Genomic DNA, 21,611 nt, shown 5'->3' with positions numbered 1-21,611 from the left:
GCGACGGCCCGGCCATAGCGCATTTTCACGATAGCCACGACAGCCACGGAGACCTTAGAGCGGGCGCCATGGAGACCATCGTCCTGCCCAAGGCTGTTCACGTCGCCACGCCCAATCCGTCCATCCACTGGATGGCTGGCGGCCTCGGAGCATTCTTTCCGCGGATCACTCCCGACGGTCTGCTGGAACTGTTTGTCAGCGGCCGGGACGAACGCGGGGAAAGCCGCATCGGCAGCATGCTCTTCGAATGGGGCGACCCGCCAAGGCTCCTTGAGGTGAGCGAGCCGCTGCTCGACGTGGGCGAGCTCGGCACCTTCGATATGAATGGCGCCGGATATCCCTGGATCGTCGAGCATGAAGGCGTCGAGCGGATGTATTACGTCGGCTGGACACGGCTCGGCGGCCAGGTTCCGTTTCGAAACCAGATCGGGCTCGCCGAACGACGGGAAGGGCGGGGTCCCTTCATCCGGGCATCGCGCGCTCCCTTACTGGAAGCGATAAATTCGGAGCCGATCGGCTCCGGCTCGTGCTCCGTTGATCGCCAGTCCGACGGCCGTTGGCGCCTGCTCTACGTGAGCTTCGTCGCCTGGGAAGCTGCCCCGAATGGCGCGGTGCACCGCTACCATGTCCGGCAGGCTTTCTCCGACGACGGTCTGAATTTTGACCGAGCCAATTCCAGCGTGGCCATCGAACTAGAAGGGGACGAGCTCGCCATCGGCACGCCCGCGCCGCGCAGAACAGCCGAGGGCGAGGAAATCCTGTTCACCGCGCGGACGGACTTCTATCGAATCTACAGCCTGCCCGTGGACGACCGCGGCGAGATCTCTCGCCGGCGTACGCGCCTGTCCATTCCGCAGGGCGCCTGGGATAGCGAGATGCAGGGTTACCCCAAGGTGCTGCGGCACGACGGCGCCGACTGGCTATTCTACTGCGGCAATGGTTTTGGCCGCGCAGGCATCGGCATGGTTCCACTGCCGGCCGGACGCGTGGCGCGCTAGTCGTCAGGTGCAGCAACTGAAGCCACGGCGGCTGGTGATTCCTGTTTTCAACCGACCCGAACTGTGGCGCATGCAGCAGTGCTACGGGCGCAACGGAAGTTGAGATGGCAGCGGTGAACATGGCGACCGAAGATCTGGGCTCCGGGACGATCATCGAAGTCGCCGCGCCCGGTGACATTCTCGCCGATGCAGCAGCCCTGGCCGATATGGCGCGGGACCTTGATCGCGGGCGCATACTGGTCAGCCGGAGGGTTCTTTCGCCGGAGTACGTCAGCCATCTGGTCGACTATCTCATCGGGATCGGACGGGGGTCGTTCCCGAACTGGCGGCCCCTTGAGCCCGGGTGCCCCAATTTCCATCGCCTCAACTGGGATGATGAACGCGCCTACGTCCGGGCGGCGTTTCATCAGTTCTCCTTTTTCCCCTGGAACCAAGACGTCTTTCGCATTTTCGAGCGCCTGCGGGACGCCTTTCGGCTACGCAATCACCTCTGCGGCGCGAAGGAGAACGCCTTCCTGTCAGGCGTCGCGTCGGAGGGAGCCGTGGCCCGGTTCTCCGCCCAGTTCTACCCCTGTGGCGGGGGCTACATGAACGGACATGTCGACCCGGTCGGCGACTTCCAGATCGTGGTTCCGATTCTCGTCATGTCCACGTTCGGCGAGGACTTCCGCTCTGGGGGCCTGTGGATCGACACCCCGGACGGCGCCCGCGTGAACATCGATCCGCACGTCGGCCCCGGCGACATCGTCTGGTTCCATCCGCAGCGGCCGCACGGAGTGGCCCCCATCGACCCGGAGATGGGCCTCGACTGGCCCGCATTCAGAGGACGATGGTCGGCCATCCTCGCCGTCAACGCCCTGCCGGGCTCGCCATCCAGAGCGGGTGTCGAGGTCGAACCGGCGCGGCCTCCTCAGGCATGACCGCAATGCGGTCCTCCCCAACCGACCTCATGACGTCATCCCGTCCCCAGCACATCCCACTCTTCGACAGCCATGCCGGCGCCACCCTGGACGGACGCTGGCTCGATGGCCGCGCCGGGCTAAGCTTTGCCGAGCTGCGCAGCGCCATGACCGCTGCAGGCTTCGTGGGCGGGCTCGTCCAGGGCCTGCCAGGCGTATGTGGCTATGAGCATTCCGCCTTTGCGAAGGCCGCGCTGGCGCAGCAGGGCCTCCGGCCGGTGGCCGCCTGGGACGGCTCGGAGGCCGAAACGCGCCTCGATCACCTGAAGGGGCTGAAGGCGATGGGCTTCGTCGGGGTTCATGTGCACCCCCGGCTCACGGGCCAAGGTCCGCAGACCGACCTTTTCCAGGCGCTGATGCAATCGGCCGGCGCGGCCGGTCTGGCCGTGTTCTATTGCGCCTATCAGTTTGCAGACACCGCGTCGGGACTTCCCGTCGATCCATTGCCGCATCTCGCCGACGCCCTGCGCGAGGCCCCGACGACGCGCCTGGTTCTGCTGCACGGCGGCACGGTGGAAGCCCTGCGCTACGCCGAATTCACGCGCGCCAACGACCGCGTCCTCCTCGACCTGTCCTTCACGCTTATGCGGTATGCGGGCACGTCGCTTGATCAGGACTTGTCCTACATCTTCCGGACGCTGGACCGTCGGGTCTGCATCGGTACGGACGCGCCCGAGTATCCCCACGCCGACGTGCGCGCCCGGTTTGAGGCCCTGACAGCGGACCTTCCGACAGACAAACGAATGAACGTCGCCGGCCGGAGCCTCGCACAGTTCCTGGACCTCGACCTCTATCCCGCGGCGGCGTGACATGGACCTCGACGAAAAGGCGGCCAACCGCCAGCGATACGAAAGCCGCTACGCCGAATACGGCTACGATCCTCGGACTCTGGGCTGGACCAAGGGCCGCGAGCGTCTGAGGTACGAGATGCTGCTGGCGGGCTGGCCGCAGGAAACGTCGTCTGTCCTCGATGTAGGCTGCGGCTTCGGCGACATGCACGCCTACTGTCGCGCCAGCGGACGGGCGGCGTGGCGATACACGGGCGTCGACATCGTGCCGGCGCTCGTCGAGGAGGGCCGCCAGCGCCATCCCGACGCCGACCTGCGGGTGCAGGACATGGACGTCGAGGGCCTGCCTGCGGGCTACGACATCGTCGTGGCCTCGGGCGTGTTCTCGCATCGGCTCAAGGACAATCTCGGGTTCATCGCGCGCGCGTTTGAAGCCTTCGCCGGCGCCGCGCAGATCGGCTTTGCGGCCAACTTCATGTCGCCCACGGCGGACATTCGCTACGATCACCTGTTCTACGCGGAGCCGGGGGCCATCTTCGATCTGGCGCGCCGACACAGCCGGCGGGTCGTGATCCGCCACGACTACATGCCGTTCGAATATACCGTTCAGGTGCACCTGAACGACGCGTTCGATCCGGACACCGTGGTGTTCGGCGCGTACAACCACCTCGTCTCGAACACGCCGTGACGGATGCGTTGAAGTCCGCAAATCCTACCGTCCTCGTCCTGGGCGCGGGCCGCGCGATCGTACGGTCGGTCGCCGGGCTGAAGGCCGCCGGCTTCCGGACTGTCGTGGCCGACAGCATCCCACAGCCGCACGCCTTCGAGGTCGCCGATGTGGGATCACCCTGCGCGGTGCACGATGTGGACGGCCTCGCGCGGCTCATTGAGGAGCACGGGATCGACGGCGCCGTCGCCACCAACGAGGCCGGCGTGTCGGCCATCGCGCACCTGGCCCAGCAAGACCTGGTCCGCGGCCTTCCCCTGCCTACTGCCGCCCGGCTGGCGAGCAAGCTCGAACAACGCCAGGAGATCAATCGGCTCTGCCCGGACTGGGCGGTGCCGTTTCAGATCGTCCAGGACGTCGAAGACGTCATCCGTGCCGGCGAAGCCCTCGGCTGGCCGCTGATCCTCAAGCCCGATCTCAGCGGCGGCGGGTCCCGCGGCGTGAGTCTCGTAAGCGATCGCGAGGCCGCCGCATCGGCCCTGGCGTTTGCACAGGAAGCTGCGGCCGGATCGGCCGTGCTGGCCGAACGTGCCCTGGACGGCCCCCAGTTCAGCGCCGAGGTGCTTGTCGCCGAGGGCCGCGCGGAGGTGCTGGCGATCGGCCGCAAGCGGAAATCCCGGCCGCCATACCGGGTCGACCTCGGCGTCAGCTACCCGGGCCTGGCGGGGCCAGATCGCGCCTTGGCCGAGCAGATGGTGAAGGACGTGGTGCGGGCGCTTGGCATCGAAAATTCGCCCGCACACATCGAATTCGCCATGACGTCCGCTGGCCCGCGACCGATCGAGGTCGGCGGTCGGGTCGGGGGGGGATTTACGGCCCTACTCGTCGGCCACTCCAGCGGGTGCGATCCCTTCCTGCAAGCGGCGCGGCTGGCGTGCGGCCTGCCCGTTCAGTGGCCGGAGCCCGACGCCGGCGCCCGGGGGGCCGTCTACGGCTTTCTGACCTACCCGCCAGGACAGGCCGCGGGCTTTGTCATACCCGAGCAGGTGACGGCCGACCCGCGCGTGCTGGACGCTTTCATTTTCCTTCCGCCGGACGGACAGATTCGTCCTCTCAGGTGGACATCGCAGCGCGTGGGCATGATCGCGGTGACGGGCGTCGACGCAGACGACGCCATGCGCCATTTCGAGGCCATCTCGAAGGAGATGCTCCTCGACTATGCTGATGGCCGCCGCTGCGCGCCCCTGACCAACAACGCCGAAGAGGCCTGTTAACGCAGCGCCGCGCGCACCGCGTCGATGACCTGCCCGACCTGCGCCGAGGTCATCTCGGCCCAGAGCGGCAGCCGCATCAGCCCTTCGCCCGCCGCGTCGGTATTGGCCATGTCGCCGACCTGCCGGCCATAACGAAGCCCCGCCGGCGAAGCGTGCAGGGGCACGTAGTGCGAGGTGGCCTGCACGCCCTTCTCGCGGAGCGTCCGCATCACGGCTGTGCGGCGCTCCAGCGACGGCAGGCGCAGGTGATAGATGTGGGCGTTGTGCTCGCACGCCTCGGGAATGTGCGGCAGCCGCGCGAGGCCCGCCTCGCCCAGGCCGCGGAACGCCTGATGATACTCCGACCAGATTTCCAGCCGCCGGCCGGTGATCTGACGGGAACGTTCGAGCTGGGCCGCAAGGAAGGCGGCGTTGAGCTCGCTGGGCAGGAAGGACGAGCCCACGTCGATCCAGGTGTACTTGTCGATCTCGCCGCGGAAGAAGGCGGCGCGGTTGGTCCCCTTCTCGCGGACGATCTCGGCGCGGCGGCCAAGGTTGTCCGCCTGGCAGGTGAAGGCGCCGCCTTCGCCGCAATGGATGTTCTTGGTTTCGTGGAAGCTGAAGGCGCCCATGTCGGCCAGGGCGCCGGCCGCGCGGCCCTTGTAGCGGGCGTGCAGCGCCTGGGCCGCGTCCTCGATCACCGTCAGGTCCGCCTTGGCGGCGAGCTCCATGATCGGGTCCATGTCGCAGGGCACGCCCGCGTAGTGCACGACCATGATCGCCCGGGTGCGCTCGCTCAGGGCCGGCCGGACCTGCTCGACATCGATGTTCAGGGTGTCGGCCCGCACATCGACAAACACCGGCGTCGCCCCGCGCAGCACCACGGCGTTGGCCGTGGACGAGAAGGTGAACGAGGGCATGACCACCTCGTCCCCCGGCCCCAGCCCCGCCAGGATCGCAGCCAGCTCCAGGGCCGCGGTTCCGGATGGGGTAAGCAGCGCATGGCCTATGCCCAGGGCCTCGCGCAGATAGGCCTCGGCGGCGTGCGAGGCGGCATTGTCCCCGGCCAGCACCCGCCGTTCGACGGCCGCTTCGATCGCCGCCAGTTCGTCGCCCGTCCGCAATGGCCGAACGAAGGGCACGTCGATGGGCGGCAGCAGGGCGATTTCGCTTGAAGTCATGCGCGCCCTGTCTGCGCTAACGCCGATCGCGCCGCAAGGCTTGGCCCTAGCGTCCCTCCATCTGGATCAGCAGGCGTTCGAGGGCGGCGAGGTCATCGGCCTCGCCCGGGGGTTTGTCCCAGCGGATGCGGTTGATCCGCGGGAAGCGCATGGCGACGCCTGACTTGTGGCGGCTCGAGCGCTGGAGCCCCTCGAAGGCCACCTCGAAGACCAGGCCGGCGCGGGGTTCGGCGCGGACCGCACGGACGGGCCCGAAACGCTCGGTGGTGTTGTCGCGCACGAACTTGTCGATCTGCCTCAGCTCCTCGTCGGTGAAGCCGAAATAGGCCTTGCCCACCGGGGTGAGGAACCGCTGGCCGGTGGCCGCATCCTCGGTCCAGACGCCGAAGGTGTAGTCCGAATAGAAGCTCGAGCGCTTCCCGTGACCCCGCTGGGCGTACATCAGCACCGCGTCCACCAGGAATGGATCGCGCTTCCACTTGAACCAGGGGCCCTTGGGCCGGCCGGCCTCATAGACGGAATCCCGCCGCTTCAGCATCAGGCCCTCGGCGATCTGCGGATCGCCCGGCGGGGGGCCGGCCCGCAGTTCGGCGAGTTCGGCCCAGGTCGCGAACGGCTGGAGGGGCGAGATGTCGAGGCGCGGGCTGGCCTGGCGGGTGATGAAGGCCTCCAGCCGCCGCCGGCGCTCGACAAAGGGCAGGGTGCGGGTGTCGTCCGGCCCGTCCTGAAGCAGGTCGTAGGCGCGGATCGCCGCCGGATAGCGGGCCAGCAACTTCCCATCCACGGCCTTGCGGTTCAGCCGCTGCTGCAGGTCGGCGAAGCTCGCCACGCGGCCCTCGCGCATCACCAGCAGTTCGCCGTCGATGACGCCCTCGTCCGTCAGGGCGTCCAGAATGTCCGGGAACGTCCGGGAAATGTCGTCGCCCGTCCGCGTGTAGAGCCGGCGCACGCCGCCCTCATTCACGGCCTGGACGCGGATGCCGTCCCACTTCCACTCGGCCACATAGTCGGCGGGGTCGAGCCGGGCGAAGTCGACGGCCTCGTCGATGGCCTGGGCCAGCATCACCGGCCGGAAGCGGCCCGGGTTCTCGGACGACGGCTTCTCGCTGCGCCCCTCCAGCCAGCCGAACAGATCCTCATAGGGCGGATGGAGGGCGTGCCACAGCTCCTCGATCTCGGCCGGCTCGACGCCGCCCATTTCCGCAGCCGCCCGCTTGGCGAGCCTGGCCGTCAGGCCGACCCGCAGGGCGCCGGTCATCAGCTTCAGCAGGGCCCAGCGCTCCCGGGGGCTGTCCATGGCGTCCAGCCAGCCTTCGATCAGCCGCTGGACCTCCGCCCGCGAGGCCGTGCGCAGGGCCTCCACCACCTCGGACAGCTCCGGCTCGCGGTTGGCCCCGGGGCGCCTGGGCCAGCACAGGGACACCGCCTCGGCCAGATCTCCCACATAGTCGTAGGACCACCAGAAGAGCTGGGGGTCCATCCGCGCTTCGATGGCCTTGCGGATGAAGGCGGGCTTGGCTGCGTCGAAGGAGAGGTCGCCGGTGAGGGCCGCGAGCGCCCAGCCCCGGTCCGGATCGGGCGTCTCTCGCAGGTAATCGCGCACCAGCGTCAGCTTGGCGTTGCGCGACGGGGTCAGCGCCAGCCGGTCCAGAAGTTCGGCGAAGGCCCGCATGGCTCAGAAGCTAGGGAGGCGGGGCGTCGCCGCCAAATCAGACGTCCCGGCCGTCGTCGCCCTCGCCGATCATGCCGCCCGGCGCGTCCTGGCCCCGGTCGGCGTCGCCGTCCACGCCGGGATCACGGGCGTCGCCCGTCCCCGCGGCCGGCGGCAGGCCGTCGTGCGGATGCTGTGGCGGCGCGCCTTCGCCCGGCGGACGGCCGAGCGGGCCGCCTTCTCCACCGGCGCGACCGGGCGTTGGACCTTCGGACATCGGCGAGCTCCTCTTCGCGGGAGCCAACGCCAGGGCGCAGCCGGCGTTCCCCTAGTCGTCGTCATCCTCGTAGCCCACCAGGGCCAGGGCCCGAGCCGAGACGCCGTGCAGCTCGGCCCAGCGGGCCAGGGCCTCCTCCCGGCCATGGGTGATCCAGAGCTCGCCGGGGCGGATCTCATCGATGGTGGCGGTGAGCTCGTCCCAGTCGGCGTGATCGGAGATGACCAGGGGCAGTTCCACGCCGCGTTGCTTCGCCCGGGCGCGGATCTGCATCCAGCCCGAGGCGAAGGCGGCCACCGGCTCGGGGAACCTCCGGCTCCAGCGATCCTGCAGGGCGGAGGGCGGGGCGATGACGATCTCGCCCGCGAAGCTCTGCCTGTCTGACGTGGTGGCCGGCGCGAGCGGCCCGAGGTCGATCCCGTGGCGCTGGTAGAGGCCGTTCAGCCGCTCCAGAGCGCCGTGGACATGGATAGTCCGGTCCCAGCCGGCCTCTCGCAAAAGGCGGATGATCCGCTGGGCTTTGCCGAGGGCGTAGGCCCCGATGATGTGGCTGCGGTCGGAAAACTGGGCGACCGAGCGCAGCAGGCGGGCGATCTCCTCCCGATCATCCGGATGGCGGAAGACCGGAAGGCCGAAGGTTGCCTCCGAGATGAAGACGTCGCAGGGGACCGGTTCGAAGGGCGGGCAGGTGGGATCGCGCCGCCGCTTGTAGTCGCCCGAGACCACCATGGTCAGGCCTTTCCAGCGGACCACCGCCTGGGCCGAGCCCAGCACATGGCCGGCGGGGACCAGGGTGACCTCCACCCCGTCGCGGGCGACGGTCTCGCCATAGGCCACGGCCTGCCGCCGACGGGTGAAATCCTCGCCGTAGCGCTCGGCCATGATCGCCAGGGTCTCAGGGGTGGCGAGGACCGCGCCATGCCCGGACCGGGCGTGATCGGAATGGCCGTGGGTGACCACCGCCCGCGCCACCGGCCGCACCGGATCGATGTAGAAGTCCCCCGGGGCGCAGTAGAGGCCCTCGGGCTTGGGGCAGAGCAGGTCCTGAGGCCGGATCATCTTCCTAGAATGTAGGAAGCCGCGACAGGCTGCGCATTGACGGACACGACGTCGGCCCCCTAACCGGTCCCGCCATGCCTACGCCGCAAGAATTCATGGCCCGCGTGATGGTGATGGCGCCCCACGCCGCCGCCATCGGCCTGACCTTCGAGTCCGCCGGGGACGGCCGCGGCGAGATGTCCGTGGCCTGGCGCGAGGACCTGGTGGCCGATCCCGACACCCAGGTGATCGCCTCCGGGGTCGTCACCACCCTGCTCGACCATGCCTGCGGCCTGGCGGTGAACGCGGCCATCGACCAGCCCTTCCCGATCGCCACCCTCGACCTGCGGATCGACTACATGCGCCCGGCGGCGCCTCGGACGGGGCTGCGCGCCTCGGCCCACTGCTACAAGCTCACCCGCTCCATCGCCTTCGTCCGGGCCCAGGCCTGGGACGTCGACCCGTCCGACCCGGTGGCCACCGCCCAGGCCGCCTTCATCCTGAACCGGGGCTAGCGGCATGACCTCGCATCAGGCCCTCGCGCAGTTCCTCGACCGCTCGCCCTACATCCGCTTCCTCGGCATGACCGCCGAGTTGGAAGGTGAGACCGTCCTGGCCTGCCTGCCGTTCAAGCAGGAGCTGATCGGCAATCCGATGATCCCGGCCCTGCACGGCGGGGTGATCGGCGCGTTCCTGGAGATGACCGCCCTTGGCCGGCTGGCGGTGGCCGAGCCGTCGCGGCGGATGCCCAAGACCATCGATGTCACCGTCGAGTACCTGCGGCCGGGCAAGCCCCTCGACCTGTTCGCCCGGGCCGAGCTGCGCAAGGTGGGCCGGCGCATCGCCAACGTCCATGTGGAGTGCTGGCAGGACAGGCCGCAGAACCCGGTGGCGGCGCTGCGCGGCCACTTCCTGCTGCAGGCCGACTAGGCTCCGGGCGCCAACGCCGCCCGCCCCCGGCGGATTTCGGCCAGGGCGGCCTCGGCCTTGGCCACGCCCGCCGCATCGCCCCGGCTCCTGGCCCGCAACAGCTCGCCGGTGGCTTCCATTTCGCGCACGGGCAGCAGGTGCGTGGCGTCAGCCGCCTTGAACGGGAGGGTCTGAATGCGCTCGAGCACCGCCCGCTGGCGAGCCGCCTCCGGCGTGTCGCCGACGCCGTAGCTGAACATGAAGTCCGCGATCTTCCGGCGCAGCTCGGGATCCAGGTCCTTGCGCCAGACCAGCGGGTCCTCGGGGATGCGCGGCGAGCGCCAGATGATCTCTACCGAGGCCAGGGTGCGCCGGGCGATGGCCGTGTCCAGCATGGCCATCCGCTCCATGGAGGCGGTGTTGTTGGTGGCCGCGTCCACCGTGCCCGAGGCGACGGCGAAGAGGTTGGCCTCGTGGTTCGCCGAGCGGACGGTCTTGAAGCAGGTCTCGGGGTCGATGCCGCGTGGGGCGAACAGATAGGTCATGGGCGCGAGCGTGCCCGAGGTGGACTTGGCGTCGCCGATGCCGAAGTCGATGGTGCGGTCGCACTTGAGCAGCTTTTCGAGCGTCAGGCCCGAGCCCTTGGGGACGATGATCACCGCCTCGTAGCCGTCGATCCCGGTGGGGTTCACCGAGCGGGCGAAGACCTCGCCGTTCGCCCGCCGCACAGCCTCAAGCCCGGACTGGTTGGTGAACCAGCCAAGGTCGGTCTGTTTGAAGCGCATGGCCTCGACGAGCATGGTGTAGTTCGAGCCGTAGAAGGCCTTCACCGGCATGCCGAGGGCCTTGGACATGTCGTCCAGGAACGGCTGCCAGTCGGCCTGGGCGCTCTGCTGGCTCTCGGCCGACAGGATGGAGAAGTTGAGCTCACGCTTCTCGGCCGGAGCGTCCGCCCCTTGCGAGCAGGCCGCAAGCGGCCCCGCGGCGGCGAGGACGGCGGCCAGGACCAGCAGCTTGCGTCGGATCACGTCTATTCCCCCCTCGCTGCCGCCAGTCTGGGCAGCCGCATGGCCACGACCTCTCGATTGGGCCGGCTGATCCCAAAGAGAGCACGATCCGAGCTTCTGTCGAAGGCGATCGCCTGCCCCTCGATGGGCGCGGCGATGGTCGCCACGTGATCAAGCTTCGATCCGCCCTTGGGCAGTCTAAGGACGTAAAGCTCCGCATGGTCATGGCCGGTGACATACAGCAGCCCGTCCGCGCCCCAGGCTCCGCCGGACGAACTCATGGGCCGGAAGCGATCGACCACCGAGGCAGGGAACGACCAGGCCTCCTGTCGCCGCCATTGATCGTCGAACTTCACCAACTGGGTATGGGCCGACCCTCGGCCGGGCTCTCCGCCTTTGCCCTCATAGTTGGCGAAGGCCGCCCACCAGGCGCCATCGCGTCGCTCCACCCACGTCAGCGACCCCGTCTGCTGCCCCAGCGAAACCGTCCGCAGGTGAACCATCCGCACGGGATCGAAGATCTCCACCGAACCGGTCATCGGAACCTCCGGGAAGTTGGAGGCGGCGCAGACCAGCTCGCGCTCGATCACGGTGCACGAATTGATATGGGGAAAGCGGTCTCGGTCGCCTGACCACTCGGCGACCTTCCGCCCCGTGGCCTTGTCGTACTTGGCGATCCGAGAGTTGGCGACGGCATAGAAATGGCGACTGTCGACCGCCACGCCCTGGGTCGCCTCCGGCGCCGGATAGCGCCGGAGAACCTCGGCTGAAAGACCGCCCTGCGCCGCCGCGGGGACAGCCAGGCTGACGAAGACGAGGATCAGAAACGTCCGCATGGCGCACCCCTAGAATGCAGCCGCCAGGCCAACCCAGTAGGTACGACCGTAGTTGGCCCACTCCTGAAGAAAGCGGTGACCTGGCCCGGTCACTTCCTGCCGGCCGGTGTTGGAGATGTTCTGCGCCTCCGCGAAGACGGTGATGTTGTTGTTCAACCGCCAGGAAACGCTCGCGTCGAACAAATGGCGCCCCTTCCAGTACTGGTCGGAGTTGGGCACGGCGTCGACGATCGTCTCCAGGAACCCGCCGATATAGTTGTGGGACAGCCGCGCCTCGAAGGGGCCGCGTTGATAGTAGATCGACTCGTTGGAGGTCACGTCCGGCTGCTGGAACAGACCCCGGGTGCGAGGGCCAGCGCTGGTCAGATAGGTCGCCTTCGAATTGACGAACGTGACATTGCCGTTGAACCCGAAGCCGTCGAACGGGGCGGGGAGGAAGGCGAAGGCCTGCTGGATGGCGAACTCCACGCCCTCGACCTTGGCGTTCTCGGCGTTCTGCGGTTCGCTGACACGGTAGCTCACGCCGCCGATGCTCTGCAGCGAGGTCAGGGTGAAGATCTCGTTCTTGATCGTCTTCCGGAACAGGGCGACCGAGACCAAGCCATCGGTCGGATAGAATTCGAAGGAGAGGTCGAAGCCCTCGCTCTCCCGCGCTTTCAGGTTCGGATTGCCCCGGCTCAGGGTGGCCTGGGCTCCATCAGAACCGATGGTTTCGCCGGCGGTCAGCTGGCCGAAATCAGGCCGGCCGATGGTGTTGGTCCAGGCGGCGCGGATCACGAGATCGTCCGTCAGGCGGTACTGCAGGTGCAAACTCGGCAACCAGTTGTCGTAGCGGCCACCGTTGCTCACTGGCGTCAGGACTCCGCCGTGATTGCGCAGGGCGTCAGAGTCGACCTTGGTCCGCTCATACCGCAGGCCGCCCAGGACGGTCAGGGGGCCGAACTCGTAGCTCGTCTGGCCGTATCCCGCGAAGACGTCCTCCCGCACCTCGTAATCGCCGGTGTTCGGCGTGGCGGTGATGATGAAGCGGTCGCGATTGGCTTCCAGGAACGCCCGGGCCGCCCCGGCGTCGACGCGCGGGTCGAGCAGGTAGCGTCCGGCGATCCGTTCGCTCGGCCCCGGTTTGTCGACCAGATCAAGAGTGTAGATGAGGCCGCTGGAGGCCGCGTAGTTGGTCTGTCGCGACAGGAACGTGCGCGTGGTGGTCCGCGCCAGCCCGCCAAACTTGGCCTTCAGACGCGCATCGGCGCTCTCATAGGCGAGGTTCAGGCGCCCCTGCCATGACGCCTCGTCGGTGGATGTCAGGGCATCCCGATGCTGCTGCAGCCGGTAGTTGGCCGGATTGCGGTAAGCCGCCTCGTCGAGAGGCATGAACACCGGGAAGAGCGGGTTGCTGGTGTCGTAGGTGAAGGCCAGCAGGGATTCCTGCGCGGCCTGTGTGCGGAACTCCACCGAATGGTTCGGCACGTCGAGGGCGGCGCGTGAATAGACAAGGTCGCCATCGGCTTTCCATTCCGGGGCGATGCGCCAATCGACCCCGCCCCGCCCCATGGCGATCTCGCGGCGGGTAATCGGCTGGTTCATATGGATCACGCCCCGGCCGCGCGCGAAGCTGCCCGAGACCGGCGTCTGGTTTGACACATTGCCGAGGGGCTCAAGCCGGTTCTCGATCCGCTCCTCGTCATCTTCCATCTTGGCGAACAGGCCGGAGACGACCCAATGGAGGCTGTCGGCAGGGCGGTGCTCGACCTTGGCGTTGATCCCCGCCCGCTGCTTCGTGTTGTTGTACCAGAAGAGGCGTTGGTAGGTCGGAACCTGGATGCCGTTGCCCGTGGGCGCGCCGGAATTCACCGGGGTCCCCTCGGCGGTATACTCCCGCACCGAGGGATCCTGACTTTCGACCTGAGGGATGTCGTAGTCGAGCTGTTCGAACGAAGCGCCCACAACGACGCCCCATTCATCCTCCGCGCCAAAGGTCCTCCCGGCGGCGATGGCGGCCCGGTATGACAGCTTGTCATTACGAACTTCGCCGCTGCGCTCGTAGTGGCCGTATGAGGCGATCGCGTTGACGAACGGCCCGCTCAGGTCAAAGGCGCTGCGGGTGGTGACATTGACGATACCGCCGATGGCGTTGGCGTCGTTCTCGGGCGTCACCGTCTTGGTGACCTCCAGGCGGCCAGCCATCACCGAGGGAACGATGTCCATCGGCACGGTACGACCGGTCTCGTCCACCGAGCCTACGATGGCGCCGTCGATGGTGGTGCGGTTGTAGGTGGAGCGCAAGCCACGGAGGGTCGGAAAACGCGGCTCGCCCTGGTCTTCCATCACCGAGACGCCCGGGATGCGCCGCAGGGCGGCAGCAGTGTTGTGATCGGGCAGCTTGCCGATGTCGTCCGCGGAGACCGCGTCCACCACCTCGAAGCTTTCACGCTTCACTGCGATGGCGGCCCGCTGCGCCTCGCGTTGGCCGGTGACCACGATCTCGTCCACCTCGGCCATGTCCGCGTCATCGGCGGCGCGGGCCGGAACGGCGAGCGCGGCCATCAGCACGAAACCCGAGGCCGACAACAGAACATGGGCCCGCAGCCTGCGGCGAGCGGCGAAGTTCGGAGACATTTGGAAACACCCCTTCTTGTCGGGGCGCTCTTTAGGGCCGCGCCATGACAGGTCCGCGACGTTGGAGCGACGGCTGTGAGACAACGCCGCGGCGCGCGAAAGCGCTTGAGCGCGGCGGCCCTGGGCGCTAGGCCGCGCGCCATGCTGCAAGGTCTTTCCCATCAGGCGCGCGACGCGAAGAGCTGGCCGTTCGAACAGGCCCGGATCCTGCTCGACCGCATCACCCGCCTGCGCCTTACCGACGCCGAGCGCGACCTGGCGTCCAGCCTGTTCGCCCAGGGCAAGTTCCATGAGGCGGTGGCGAGCCTGCCGGCCCTGGCCAAGCCCGTGGTCTTCCAGTGCGGCTATGGCGCCAGCGGCCTGCCGCACCTGGGCACCTTCGGCGAGGCCACCCGGCCGACCATCGTGCGCAACGCCTTCCGGGCCCTGACCGAGGACGCCATCCCGACCACCCTGATCGTCTTCTCGGACGACATGGACGGCCTGCGGAAGATTCCCGACAACGTGCCTAACCGCGAGATGCTGGAGGAAGACCGCGACAAGCCGGTCACCTCGGTCCGCGACCCCTTCGGCCAGTACGAGAGCTTCGGGCACCACAACAACGCCCGGCTGCGCGCCTTCCTCGACAGCTTCGGCTTCGAGTACACCTTCATGAGCTCGACCGAGACCTACAAGTCCGGCCGGTTCGACGAGGTGCTGCTGCGCATCCTCGAGCGGTTCGACGCCATCCAGGCGATCATGCTGCCGACCCTGGGCGAGGAACGGCGCGCCACCTATTCACCCTTCCTGCCGATCAGCCCCAAGACGGGCCGTGTGCTTCAGGTCCCGACCCTGGAGCGCAACCTCTCCAAGGGCGCCATCGTCTTCGCCGACGAGGACGGCGAGCGCATCGAGACGCCCGTCACCGGCGGCCATGTGAAGCTGCAGTGGCGCCCCGACTGGGCCGCCCGCTGGACCGCCCTGGAGGTGGACTTCGAGGCCTCGGGCAAGGACCTCGTGGACAGCGTCCGGGTGTCCAACAAGATCGTCCGGGCCCTCGGCGGCGAGCCGCCCGAGGCCTTCCACTTCGAACTCTTCATGGACGAGAACAACCAGAAGATCTCGAAGTCCAAGGGCAACGGCCTGACCATCGAGGAATGGCTGCGCTACGGCGCGCCCGAGAGCCTGACCTACTACATGTTCCAGAGCCCGAAGTCGGCCAAGCGGCTGTACTTCGACGTGATCCCCAAGGCGACGGACGAATATCTGTCGCACCTGGACGCCTTCAATCGCGACCGGGCGGCGGGCAAGGTCAACCTCGACAACCCGGCCTGGCACGTGAACCGCGGGGCGCCGCCCGAGAAGGGTTCGCCCGTCAGCTTCAGCCTGCTGCTGAACCTGGTCTCGGCCGCCGACGCCTCCACCAAGGAGATCCTCTGGGCCTTCCTAGAGCGCTACCTGCCGGGCGCCACGCCGGAGAACGAGCCGATCCTCGAGCGCCTCGTGGGCTTCGCCCTCAACTACTACGAAGACTTCGTGAAGCCTTCGAAGCGCTTCCGGGAGCCCACCGACCAGGAGCGGGCGGCCATGGAGGCCCTGGTGGCCCGGCTGAAGGCCCTGCCGGAAGGCGCCGACGCCGAGGCGATCCAGAACGAGGTGTTCGAGGTGGGCAAGGCCGCCGGTTTCGAACCCCTGCGCCTGTGGTTCGCCGCCCTCTACGAAGTGCTGCTGGGCCAGAGCCAGGGCCCCCGGTTCGGCTCCTTCGTGGCGATCTTCGGCATCGACCGCACCATCGACCTGATCGAGCGGGCCCTGCGGGGCGAACTCGTCTCGGCCTGACCTCCTGTTCGAAGCGGACCACCGCGGGCCTCACCCTGGGTGAGGCTCGTAGGTGAACGTCGTTCATCTACCCTTGACGTAAACGTAACCCCGCCCTTAGCTGCCGCGGCGTGTGAAACCTAAGGGAGGATTTCATGCCCACGGACCTGCGCCGGCCGATGCGCACCTATACGATCCGGCAGCTCTGCCTGGAGTTTAAATGCACGCCGCGCGCCCTGCGCTTCTATGAGGACAAGGGGCTGCTGAACCCCGCCCGGGACGGCATGAACCGGGTCTATTCCTATCGCGACCGCGCCCGCCTGCAGCTGATCCTGCGCGGCAAGCGGGTGGGCCTATCCCTGGCCGAGATCGGCGAGATCCTCGACCTGTACGACGCCGACGAGTCCGGCGCCGCCCAGGCGGCCAAGAGCCTGCGCAAGTTCAAGGAGCGCATCGTCGCCCTGGAGCAGCAGAAGCAGGACATCGACGCGGCCATCGACCAGCTGCAGAAAGGCATCGCCCAGATGGAGAAGCGGCTGGCGGAAACCCGGCCCGACCTTCTGCCCCGGGCGGCCGACTATGATCAGGTGCTGCGCCGCCGGCTGGACGGCGTGGAGCACAGCGAGGCCTAAGGGCCCGCGCCTCGGCCGGACGCCGGCCGACGAGCGAACGCAGGGCCGCGCGAGCCTAGCTCGCGCGGCCCGCAAGGATTATGTCGGGAGCCGTCACGCTCCCTTGGCTTGCTCCGGAGTAGCCATGTCCTACCAGCCCCCCGTGCGGGACTATGTGTTCCTGCTGCGCGACGTGCTGCAGCTCGACCGCTACGCCGACCTCCCGGCCTTCGCCGACGCCTCCATGGAGACCGTGGAGGCCATCCTCGATGAAGCGGGCAAGTTCACCTCCGAGGTGCTCGCCCCGCTCAATGCGGTGGGCGACAAGGAAGGCTGCACCTGGAGCCCCGACTTCACGGTGAAGACGCCGACCGGCTTCAAGGAGGCCTACGCCAAGCTGGTGGAAGGCGGTTGGCCGGCCCTGGGCTCGGATCCGGCCTATGGCGGGCAGGGCCTGCCGCATGTGGTCAATGTAGCCTTCTCCGAGATGAGCTCCTCGGCGAACATGGCCTTCTCCATGTATCCGGGCCTCACCCACGGGGCCTATTCGGCGATCCTCGCCGGCGGGACGCAGGAGCAGAAGGACCTCTACCTGCCCAAGCTGGTCTCGTTCCAATGGGCCGGGACCATGAACCTCACCGAGCCGCACTGCGGCACAGATCTCGGCCTGCTGCGCACCAAGGCGGTCCCGCAGCCGGACGGGACCTACAAGATCACCGGCCAGAAGATCTGGATCTCGGGCGGCGAACAGGACCTGACCGAGAACATCGTCCACCTGGTGCTGGCGCGGATCGAAGGCGCGCCCGCGGGAACGCGCGGCATCAGCCTGTTCATCGTGCCGAAGTTCATCCCCGACGCCGACGGCAACCCAGGCCAGCGCAACTCGGTGAAGTGCCTGGGGCTCGAGGAAAAGATGGGCATCCACGGCAACGCCACCTGCGTGATCAGCCATGAGGAGGCCACCGGCTGGCTCGTCGGCCAGGAGAACCAGGGCCTCAAGCTGATGTTCGTGATGATGAACGAGGCGCGGCTCGGGGTGGGCCTGCAGGGGCTGGCCCAGGCCGAGGCCGCCTATCAGGCCGCCGTCGCCTTCGCCAAGGATCGGCTCCAGGGCCGCTCGCTCACCGGCCCCAAGAACCCCGACGGCCCCGCCGACCCCATCATCGTCCACCCGGACGTGCGGCGGATGCTGATGGACAGCCGGGCGATCATCGAGGGCGGCCGCGCCTTCATGGCCTGGACCGCCCTGCACGGCGACCTCAGCCACGCCAGCCCTGACGAGACGGTCCAGCAGAAGGGCCGCGACTACATGGCCCTGATGACGCCGGTGGTGAAGGCGTTCCTCACCGACCGGGGCTTCAAGGTCTGCTCCGAGGCCATGCAGGTGCATGGCGGCTCGGGCTTCACCGAACACTTCCCGGCCAGCCAGTACCTGCGCGACGTGCGCATCGCCCTGATCTACGAGGGCACCAACGGCGTCCAGGCCCTGGACCTCGTGGGCCGAAAGCTGGCGGCCGACGGCGGCCGGGGCGTGATGAGCTTCTTCGCCGAGCTGGACGGCTTCGTGGCCGACAACGCCGAGGCCGACGCCGAACTCAAGCCGTTCATCGAGGGCGTCGCCAAGGCCAAGGGCGAGTTGCAGGAGGCCACCATGTGGCTGATGCAGAATGGCCTGGCCAACCCGGACAACGCCGGCGCGGCCTCCACCGACTATCTGCAGCTCTTCGGTCTGACGGCGCTCGCCTATATGTGGGCGATGATGGCCAAGGCGGCTCAGGCGAAGATCGCCGCGGGCGACACCGATCCGTTCTACGCGAACAAGCTCGTCATCGGACGGTACTATGTCGATCGTATTCTGCCTGAAACCAGCGCCCATCTGGCTAAACTGAAAACCGGCGCGGACCTGATGATGAGGCTTCCCGCCGAGGCGTTCTAACGGAGGTTCCATGGCCAGCTATCGCGCAACCATCGAGTGGTCCCTGGAGCCGGGCGTCGGCGCCGAGGATTTTCTCAAGGGGCGCTACAGCCGCGGCCATACCGTGCGCTTCGCAGAGCATGTGATGCCGGCGACCGCCTCGGCCCATGTGGTGGGAAACCGGTGGGCGGCGCCCGGGGCGGTGGATCCCGAGGAGATGTTCGTCGCCGCCCTCTCCAACTGCCACATGCTCACCTTCCTGCACATGGCGCGGCTGAAAGGCTTCGTGGTCACTCGCTACCGGGACGAGGCGGTGGGCGTCATGGAGAAGAACGCCGACGGCCGCATGGCGGTCACCCGCGTGACCCTCAGGCCGCAGATCACCTATGAGGGCCGCCGCCCGACGCCCGAAGAGGCCCATGCCCTCCACCATGAGGCGCACGAGGAATGCTTCATCGCCAATTCGGTGAAGACCGAGGTGGCGGTGGAAGACGTCGCGGCGGACGCCTAGTTCCCCATACGTTCTTGACACAACTCAAGCTTGACTGCAGCCTCTCGACAAACGGGAGGTGGAGCTATGGGATATTCCTTGGCCTGGGTCGCCGTGCGCGGCGTCACGCGAGAGGCTGCGCTTGAGGCCCTGGGCATGGAGGCCAGCGGCAAAGGCGGGCGCATCCGCCAGAGCCTTGGCGAGCTGCCTGGCGGATGGCTGCTTTATCTGGACGAAAATCCGGATCGGGGCTTCGGCAAGCCGCTTGAGCGGCTTGTGACCTTGGGCGCACCGACGGTGGCCTGCCGGCAGGAAGACCATGTCATGCGCAGCGAGGCCCGCGGCTATGAAGGCGGGCGCGAAATCTGGCGAATCGTCTGTGATTCCAGCGAGGACGAGCGGCTGGCCGTGAGCGGTAAGCCGCCCGCCCCCTTCGAGGAGCTTCGCGCTCAGGCTCAGGCCGAGCAGGCGGCGGAGGACGAAGACGAGGACGAATATCCCGTCGACTTCATCTATGAGGTGCCGCTCAACCTGGGCATGGCGATCTTCGGCTTCCGGCCGGGCGAGACGGAGGATCCTTCGTTGACCCCGCTCAAGCCGGCCGGGGGCGGCGGGTTCTTCGCCCGCCTCTTCGGGCGACGCTAGGCGGGCAGCTTCTTCCAGTAGATGGCCGTGCCAACGGCTCCGCCCTGGGGCTTGTAGGCATAGTCCGGGATCACCCCGGCCCGGGTCCAGCCCAGGGACTCGTAGAGCTCGGAGGCGCCGCCTTCCACGGCGGTGTCCAGGTTGAGGAGGGTGCGGCCGTGCTCGACCGCCAGCCGCTCGGCCTCGATCATGAGGGCCCGGGCGAGCCCCTGGCCGCGGGCCGCGGGAGCGACCATCAGCTTCCAGATCTCGCCCCGGAACGGCTGGTTGGGCGGGGTGTCCAGCCACAGGGTCACCGTGCCCTCCAGCCGGTCGTCCACGAAAGCGCCGAGGACGATGCGTCCGGCGTCGGCGACGGCGCTCGACCAGTAGGCCTCGGCCGCGCCCTCGGGGACCGGGTCCATGAAATGCACCGAGCCGCCGGCCGCGACGGTCTCCTGCAGGATCTCGGCCAGCCGCGGGACCGCGGCCGCGTCCAGGCGTTGGATGGTCAGGTTCATGCCTGTCAGGTGGGGACGCGCCCGCGCGCCGGGTCAAGCGAGCCGAGCAGCTCAGTCAGGCGCGCCTCCAGGCCTGCCCGATCCTTCAGCTCGCATTCCCAGATCGTGACCACGCGCCAGCCGGCCGTGGCGAGAGCCTCACGGTTGCGGGCGTCCCGGGCGACGTTCCGCCCGACCTTGGCGGTCCAGTAGTCGCGGTTCTGCTTGGGGACCCGTGCGCCCCGGGGACAGTCGTGGCCGTGCCAGAAACAGCCGTGCACGAAGAGCGCCAGCCGACGTCCGGGCATGACGATGTCAGGACTGCCCGGCAGGTCCTTGCGATGCAGGCGATAGCGGGCGCCCAGCCGGGTGAGCGCCCGCCGCACGATCATCTCGGGCGCGGTGTCCTTGCCTTTGACCCGCCGCATGACCGCCGAACGGGTCTCCGGATCGAAGACGTCCGTCGCCGCGGCCTCGTCGGACGGGTGGGATGTCACAGCCCTTCGAACAGCGCCGTCGAGATGTAGCGCTCGGCGAAGGACGGCACGATGGCCACCACGAGCTTGCCGGCCATGTCATCGCGCTTGGCGATTTCGAAGGCGGCGGTCAGGGCCGCGCCGGAGGAGATGCCCACCGGGACGCCTTCCTCGCGGGCCACCCGGCGCGCCATGGCGAAGCTGTCGTCGTTGGAGACCTGGACGATCTCGTCGATGACGCCGCGGTCCAGGATCGAGGGCACGAAGCCCGCGCCGATGCCCTGGATCTTGTGCGGGCCGGGCTTGCCGCCTGACAGCACCGGAGAGGCCTCGGGCTCGACGGCGACCATCTTCACCGAGGGCTTGCGGGCCTTCAGTACCTGGCCGACGCCGGTGATGGTGCCGCCGGTGCCGACGCCGGAGACCACCACGTCCACGCGCCCCTCCGTGTCGTTCCAGATCTCCTCGGCGGTGGAGACCCGGTGGATCAGCGGGTTGGCGGCGTTGTCGAACTGCTGGGGCATGACCGCGCCGGGGGTCGCCTCGACCAGCTCCTTGGCCCGGGCGACGGCGCCGGCCATACCCTTCTCGGCCGGGGTGAGCTCGAGCTTGGCGCCCAGGATCACCAGCATCTTGCGGCGCTCGATGGACATGCTCTCGGGCATGACCAGGGTGAGCTTGTAGCCCTTGGCCGCGGCCACGAAGGCCAGGGCGATGCCGGTGTTGCCGGAGGTGGGCTCGATGATCACCCCGCCGGGCTTCAGGATGCCCTTGGCCTCCAGATATTCGATCATCGCCACACCGATCCGGTCCTTCACCGAGGCCACCGGATTGAAGAACTCGAGCTTGGCCACCACCTCGGCCTTGGGCTTCAGCGCCTCGGTGAGGTGCGGCAGGCGCACCAGGGGCGTGTCGCCCACGGTGTCGAGGATGGAGTCGTAAATCTTGCCCCGGCCGGCGCGGCGGTAGCGGGCGGCGTCGTAGGCCTTGTCGGGAGTAGCGTCCATGGCAGGGTCTC

General features: G+C 68.2%; 22 protein-coding genes. 12 read left to right on the top strand and 10 right to left on the bottom strand.

Features of this window, described 5'->3' with window-relative positions:
* Window positions 1-68: 68 nt before the first annotated feature.
* The 5 genes from BO64_RS04285 to BO64_RS04265 all read left to right on the top strand — a co-directional run bounded on the left by BO64_RS04285 (window position 69) and on the right by BO64_RS04265 (window position 4,686).
* Complete coding sequence (locus BO64_RS04285; RefSeq protein ID WP_496402037.1) at window positions 69-998, top strand: hypothetical protein; 930 nt, start codon at window positions 69-71, stop codon at window positions 996-998.
* Between the two features lie 104 nt (window positions 999-1,102).
* Window positions 1,103-1,918, top strand: a complete 816-nt coding sequence (locus tag BO64_RS04280; protein ID WP_496402036.1) for a hypothetical protein — start codon at window positions 1,103-1,105, stop codon at window positions 1,916-1,918.
* Window positions 1,919-1,947: 29 nt separating this feature from the next.
* Window positions 1,948-2,766, top strand: a complete 819-nt coding sequence (locus tag BO64_RS04275; RefSeq protein ID WP_496402035.1) for an amidohydrolase family protein — start codon at window positions 1,948-1,950, stop codon at window positions 2,764-2,766.
* 1 nt (window position 2,767) lies between these two features.
* The gene (locus BO64_RS04270) at window positions 2,768-3,433 is read left to right on the top strand and encodes a class I SAM-dependent methyltransferase (RefSeq protein ID WP_496402034.1); all 666 of its coding nucleotides are present in this window, start codon (window positions 2,768-2,770) and stop codon (window positions 3,431-3,433) included.
* The gene (locus BO64_RS04265; protein ID WP_496402033.1) at window positions 3,430-4,686 is read left to right on the top strand and encodes an ATP-grasp domain-containing protein; all 1,257 of its coding nucleotides are present in this window, start codon (window positions 3,430-3,432) and stop codon (window positions 4,684-4,686) included. Before BO64_RS04270 ends, BO64_RS04265 begins: the two co-directional genes overlap by 4 nt.
* Here BO64_RS04265 and rffA read toward each other — a convergent pair.
* The 4 genes from rffA to BO64_RS04245 are packed head-to-tail and all read right to left on the bottom strand — an operon-like array spanning window position 4,683 to window position 8,833.
* Window positions 4,683-5,846 (bottom strand): dTDP-4-amino-4,6-dideoxygalactose transaminase, encoded by a 1,164-nt coding sequence (gene rffA, locus BO64_RS04260; RefSeq protein ID WP_496402032.1) that lies wholly within the window; start codon window positions 5,844-5,846, stop codon window positions 4,683-4,685. The genes BO64_RS04265 and rffA overlap by 4 nt on opposite strands.
* 46 nt (window positions 5,847-5,892) lie before the next feature.
* Window positions 5,893-7,518: a cisplatin damage response ATP-dependent DNA ligase gene (locus tag BO64_RS04255; RefSeq protein ID WP_496402031.1), complete on the bottom strand. Its 1,626-nt coding sequence runs from the start codon at window positions 7,516-7,518 to the stop codon at window positions 5,893-5,895.
* Window positions 7,519-7,555: 37 nt separating this feature from the next.
* Complete coding sequence (locus BO64_RS04250; RefSeq protein WP_496402030.1) at window positions 7,556-7,774, bottom strand: hypothetical protein; 219 nt, start codon at window positions 7,772-7,774, stop codon at window positions 7,556-7,558.
* Window positions 7,775-7,825: 51 nt separating this feature from the next.
* The gene (locus BO64_RS04245) at window positions 7,826-8,833 is read right to left on the bottom strand and encodes a ligase-associated DNA damage response exonuclease (RefSeq protein WP_496402029.1); all 1,008 of its coding nucleotides are present in this window, start codon (window positions 8,831-8,833) and stop codon (window positions 7,826-7,828) included.
* 95 nt (window positions 8,834-8,928) lie between these two features.
* Here BO64_RS04245 and BO64_RS04240 point away from each other — a divergent pair, with 95 nt between their 5' ends.
* A complete protein-coding gene (locus tag BO64_RS04240; protein ID WP_496402028.1) occupies window positions 8,929-9,327 on the top strand; it encodes a PaaI family thioesterase in 399 nt (132 codons plus the stop codon).
* A gap of 4 nt (window positions 9,328-9,331) precedes the next feature.
* On the top strand, window positions 9,332-9,742 hold the full coding sequence (locus BO64_RS04235; protein ID WP_496402027.1) for a PaaI family thioesterase: 411 nt from the start codon (window positions 9,332-9,334) through the stop codon (window positions 9,740-9,742).
* Here BO64_RS04235 and phnD read toward each other — a convergent pair.
* The 3 genes from phnD to BO64_RS04220 are packed head-to-tail and all read right to left on the bottom strand — an operon-like array spanning window position 9,739 to window position 14,180.
* A complete protein-coding gene (gene phnD, locus BO64_RS04230) occupies window positions 9,739-10,749 on the bottom strand; it encodes a phosphate/phosphite/phosphonate ABC transporter substrate-binding protein (protein WP_496402026.1) in 1,011 nt (336 codons plus the stop codon). The genes BO64_RS04235 and phnD overlap by 4 nt on opposite strands.
* A gap of 2 nt (window positions 10,750-10,751) precedes the next feature.
* Entirely contained in the window at window positions 10,752-11,564 is an 813-nt protein-coding gene (locus BO64_RS04225) for a hypothetical protein (RefSeq protein ID WP_496402025.1), read from the bottom strand.
* A gap of 9 nt (window positions 11,565-11,573) precedes the next feature.
* A complete protein-coding gene (locus tag BO64_RS04220; protein WP_496402451.1) occupies window positions 11,574-14,180 on the bottom strand; it encodes a TonB-dependent receptor in 2,607 nt (868 codons plus the stop codon).
* Between the two features lie 141 nt (window positions 14,181-14,321).
* Between BO64_RS04220 and BO64_RS04215 the strand changes: the two genes are divergently transcribed.
* The 5 genes from BO64_RS04215 (at window position 14,322) to BO64_RS04195 (ending at window position 19,638) form a co-directional block, all read left to right on the top strand.
* Window positions 14,322-15,998 (top strand): lysine--tRNA ligase, encoded by a 1,677-nt coding sequence (locus tag BO64_RS04215; RefSeq protein ID WP_496402024.1) that lies wholly within the window; start codon window positions 14,322-14,324, stop codon window positions 15,996-15,998.
* A 134-nt stretch (window positions 15,999-16,132) separates the two neighbouring features.
* Window positions 16,133-16,609 (top strand): MerR family transcriptional regulator, encoded by a 477-nt coding sequence (locus tag BO64_RS04210; protein WP_496402023.1) that lies wholly within the window; start codon window positions 16,133-16,135, stop codon window positions 16,607-16,609.
* Window positions 16,610-16,733: 124 nt separating this feature from the next.
* A complete protein-coding gene (locus BO64_RS04205) occupies window positions 16,734-18,524 on the top strand; it encodes an acyl-CoA dehydrogenase C-terminal domain-containing protein (protein WP_496402022.1) in 1,791 nt (596 codons plus the stop codon).
* A gap of 10 nt (window positions 18,525-18,534) precedes the next feature.
* Window positions 18,535-19,014 (top strand): OsmC family protein, encoded by a 480-nt coding sequence (locus BO64_RS04200; RefSeq protein WP_496402021.1) that lies wholly within the window; start codon window positions 18,535-18,537, stop codon window positions 19,012-19,014.
* A gap of 66 nt (window positions 19,015-19,080) precedes the next feature.
* A complete protein-coding gene (locus BO64_RS04195; RefSeq protein ID WP_496402020.1) occupies window positions 19,081-19,638 on the top strand; it encodes a hypothetical protein in 558 nt (185 codons plus the stop codon).
* On the opposite strand, the gene BO64_RS04190 is transcribed toward BO64_RS04195, so the two are convergent.
* Genes BO64_RS04190 through cysK form a run of 3 tightly spaced genes read right to left on the bottom strand, consistent with a single transcriptional unit; the run spans window position 19,635 to window position 21,600 of the window.
* Window positions 19,635-20,138, bottom strand: coding sequence for a GNAT family N-acetyltransferase (locus tag BO64_RS04190; RefSeq protein WP_496402019.1), 504 nt, complete (start codon window positions 20,136-20,138; stop codon window positions 19,635-19,637). The two genes, BO64_RS04195 and BO64_RS04190, sit on opposite strands and share 4 nt — an antisense overlap.
* 5 nt (window positions 20,139-20,143) lie before the next feature.
* Entirely contained in the window at window positions 20,144-20,614 is a 471-nt protein-coding gene (locus BO64_RS04185; RefSeq protein ID WP_496402018.1) for a very short patch repair endonuclease, read from the bottom strand.
* Window positions 20,611-21,600 (bottom strand): cysteine synthase A, encoded by a 990-nt coding sequence (cysK, locus tag BO64_RS04180; protein WP_496402017.1) that lies wholly within the window; start codon window positions 21,598-21,600, stop codon window positions 20,611-20,613. The genes BO64_RS04185 and cysK overlap by 4 nt, the downstream gene beginning before the upstream one ends.
* Between the last annotated feature and the right edge of the window lie 11 nt (window positions 21,601-21,611).

This window comes from Phenylobacterium composti DSM 19425, from assembly GCF_059568645.1.
The sequence above is the reverse complement of the archived record's forward strand: the minus strand, read 5'-3'. Positions and strand labels throughout refer to the sequence as shown.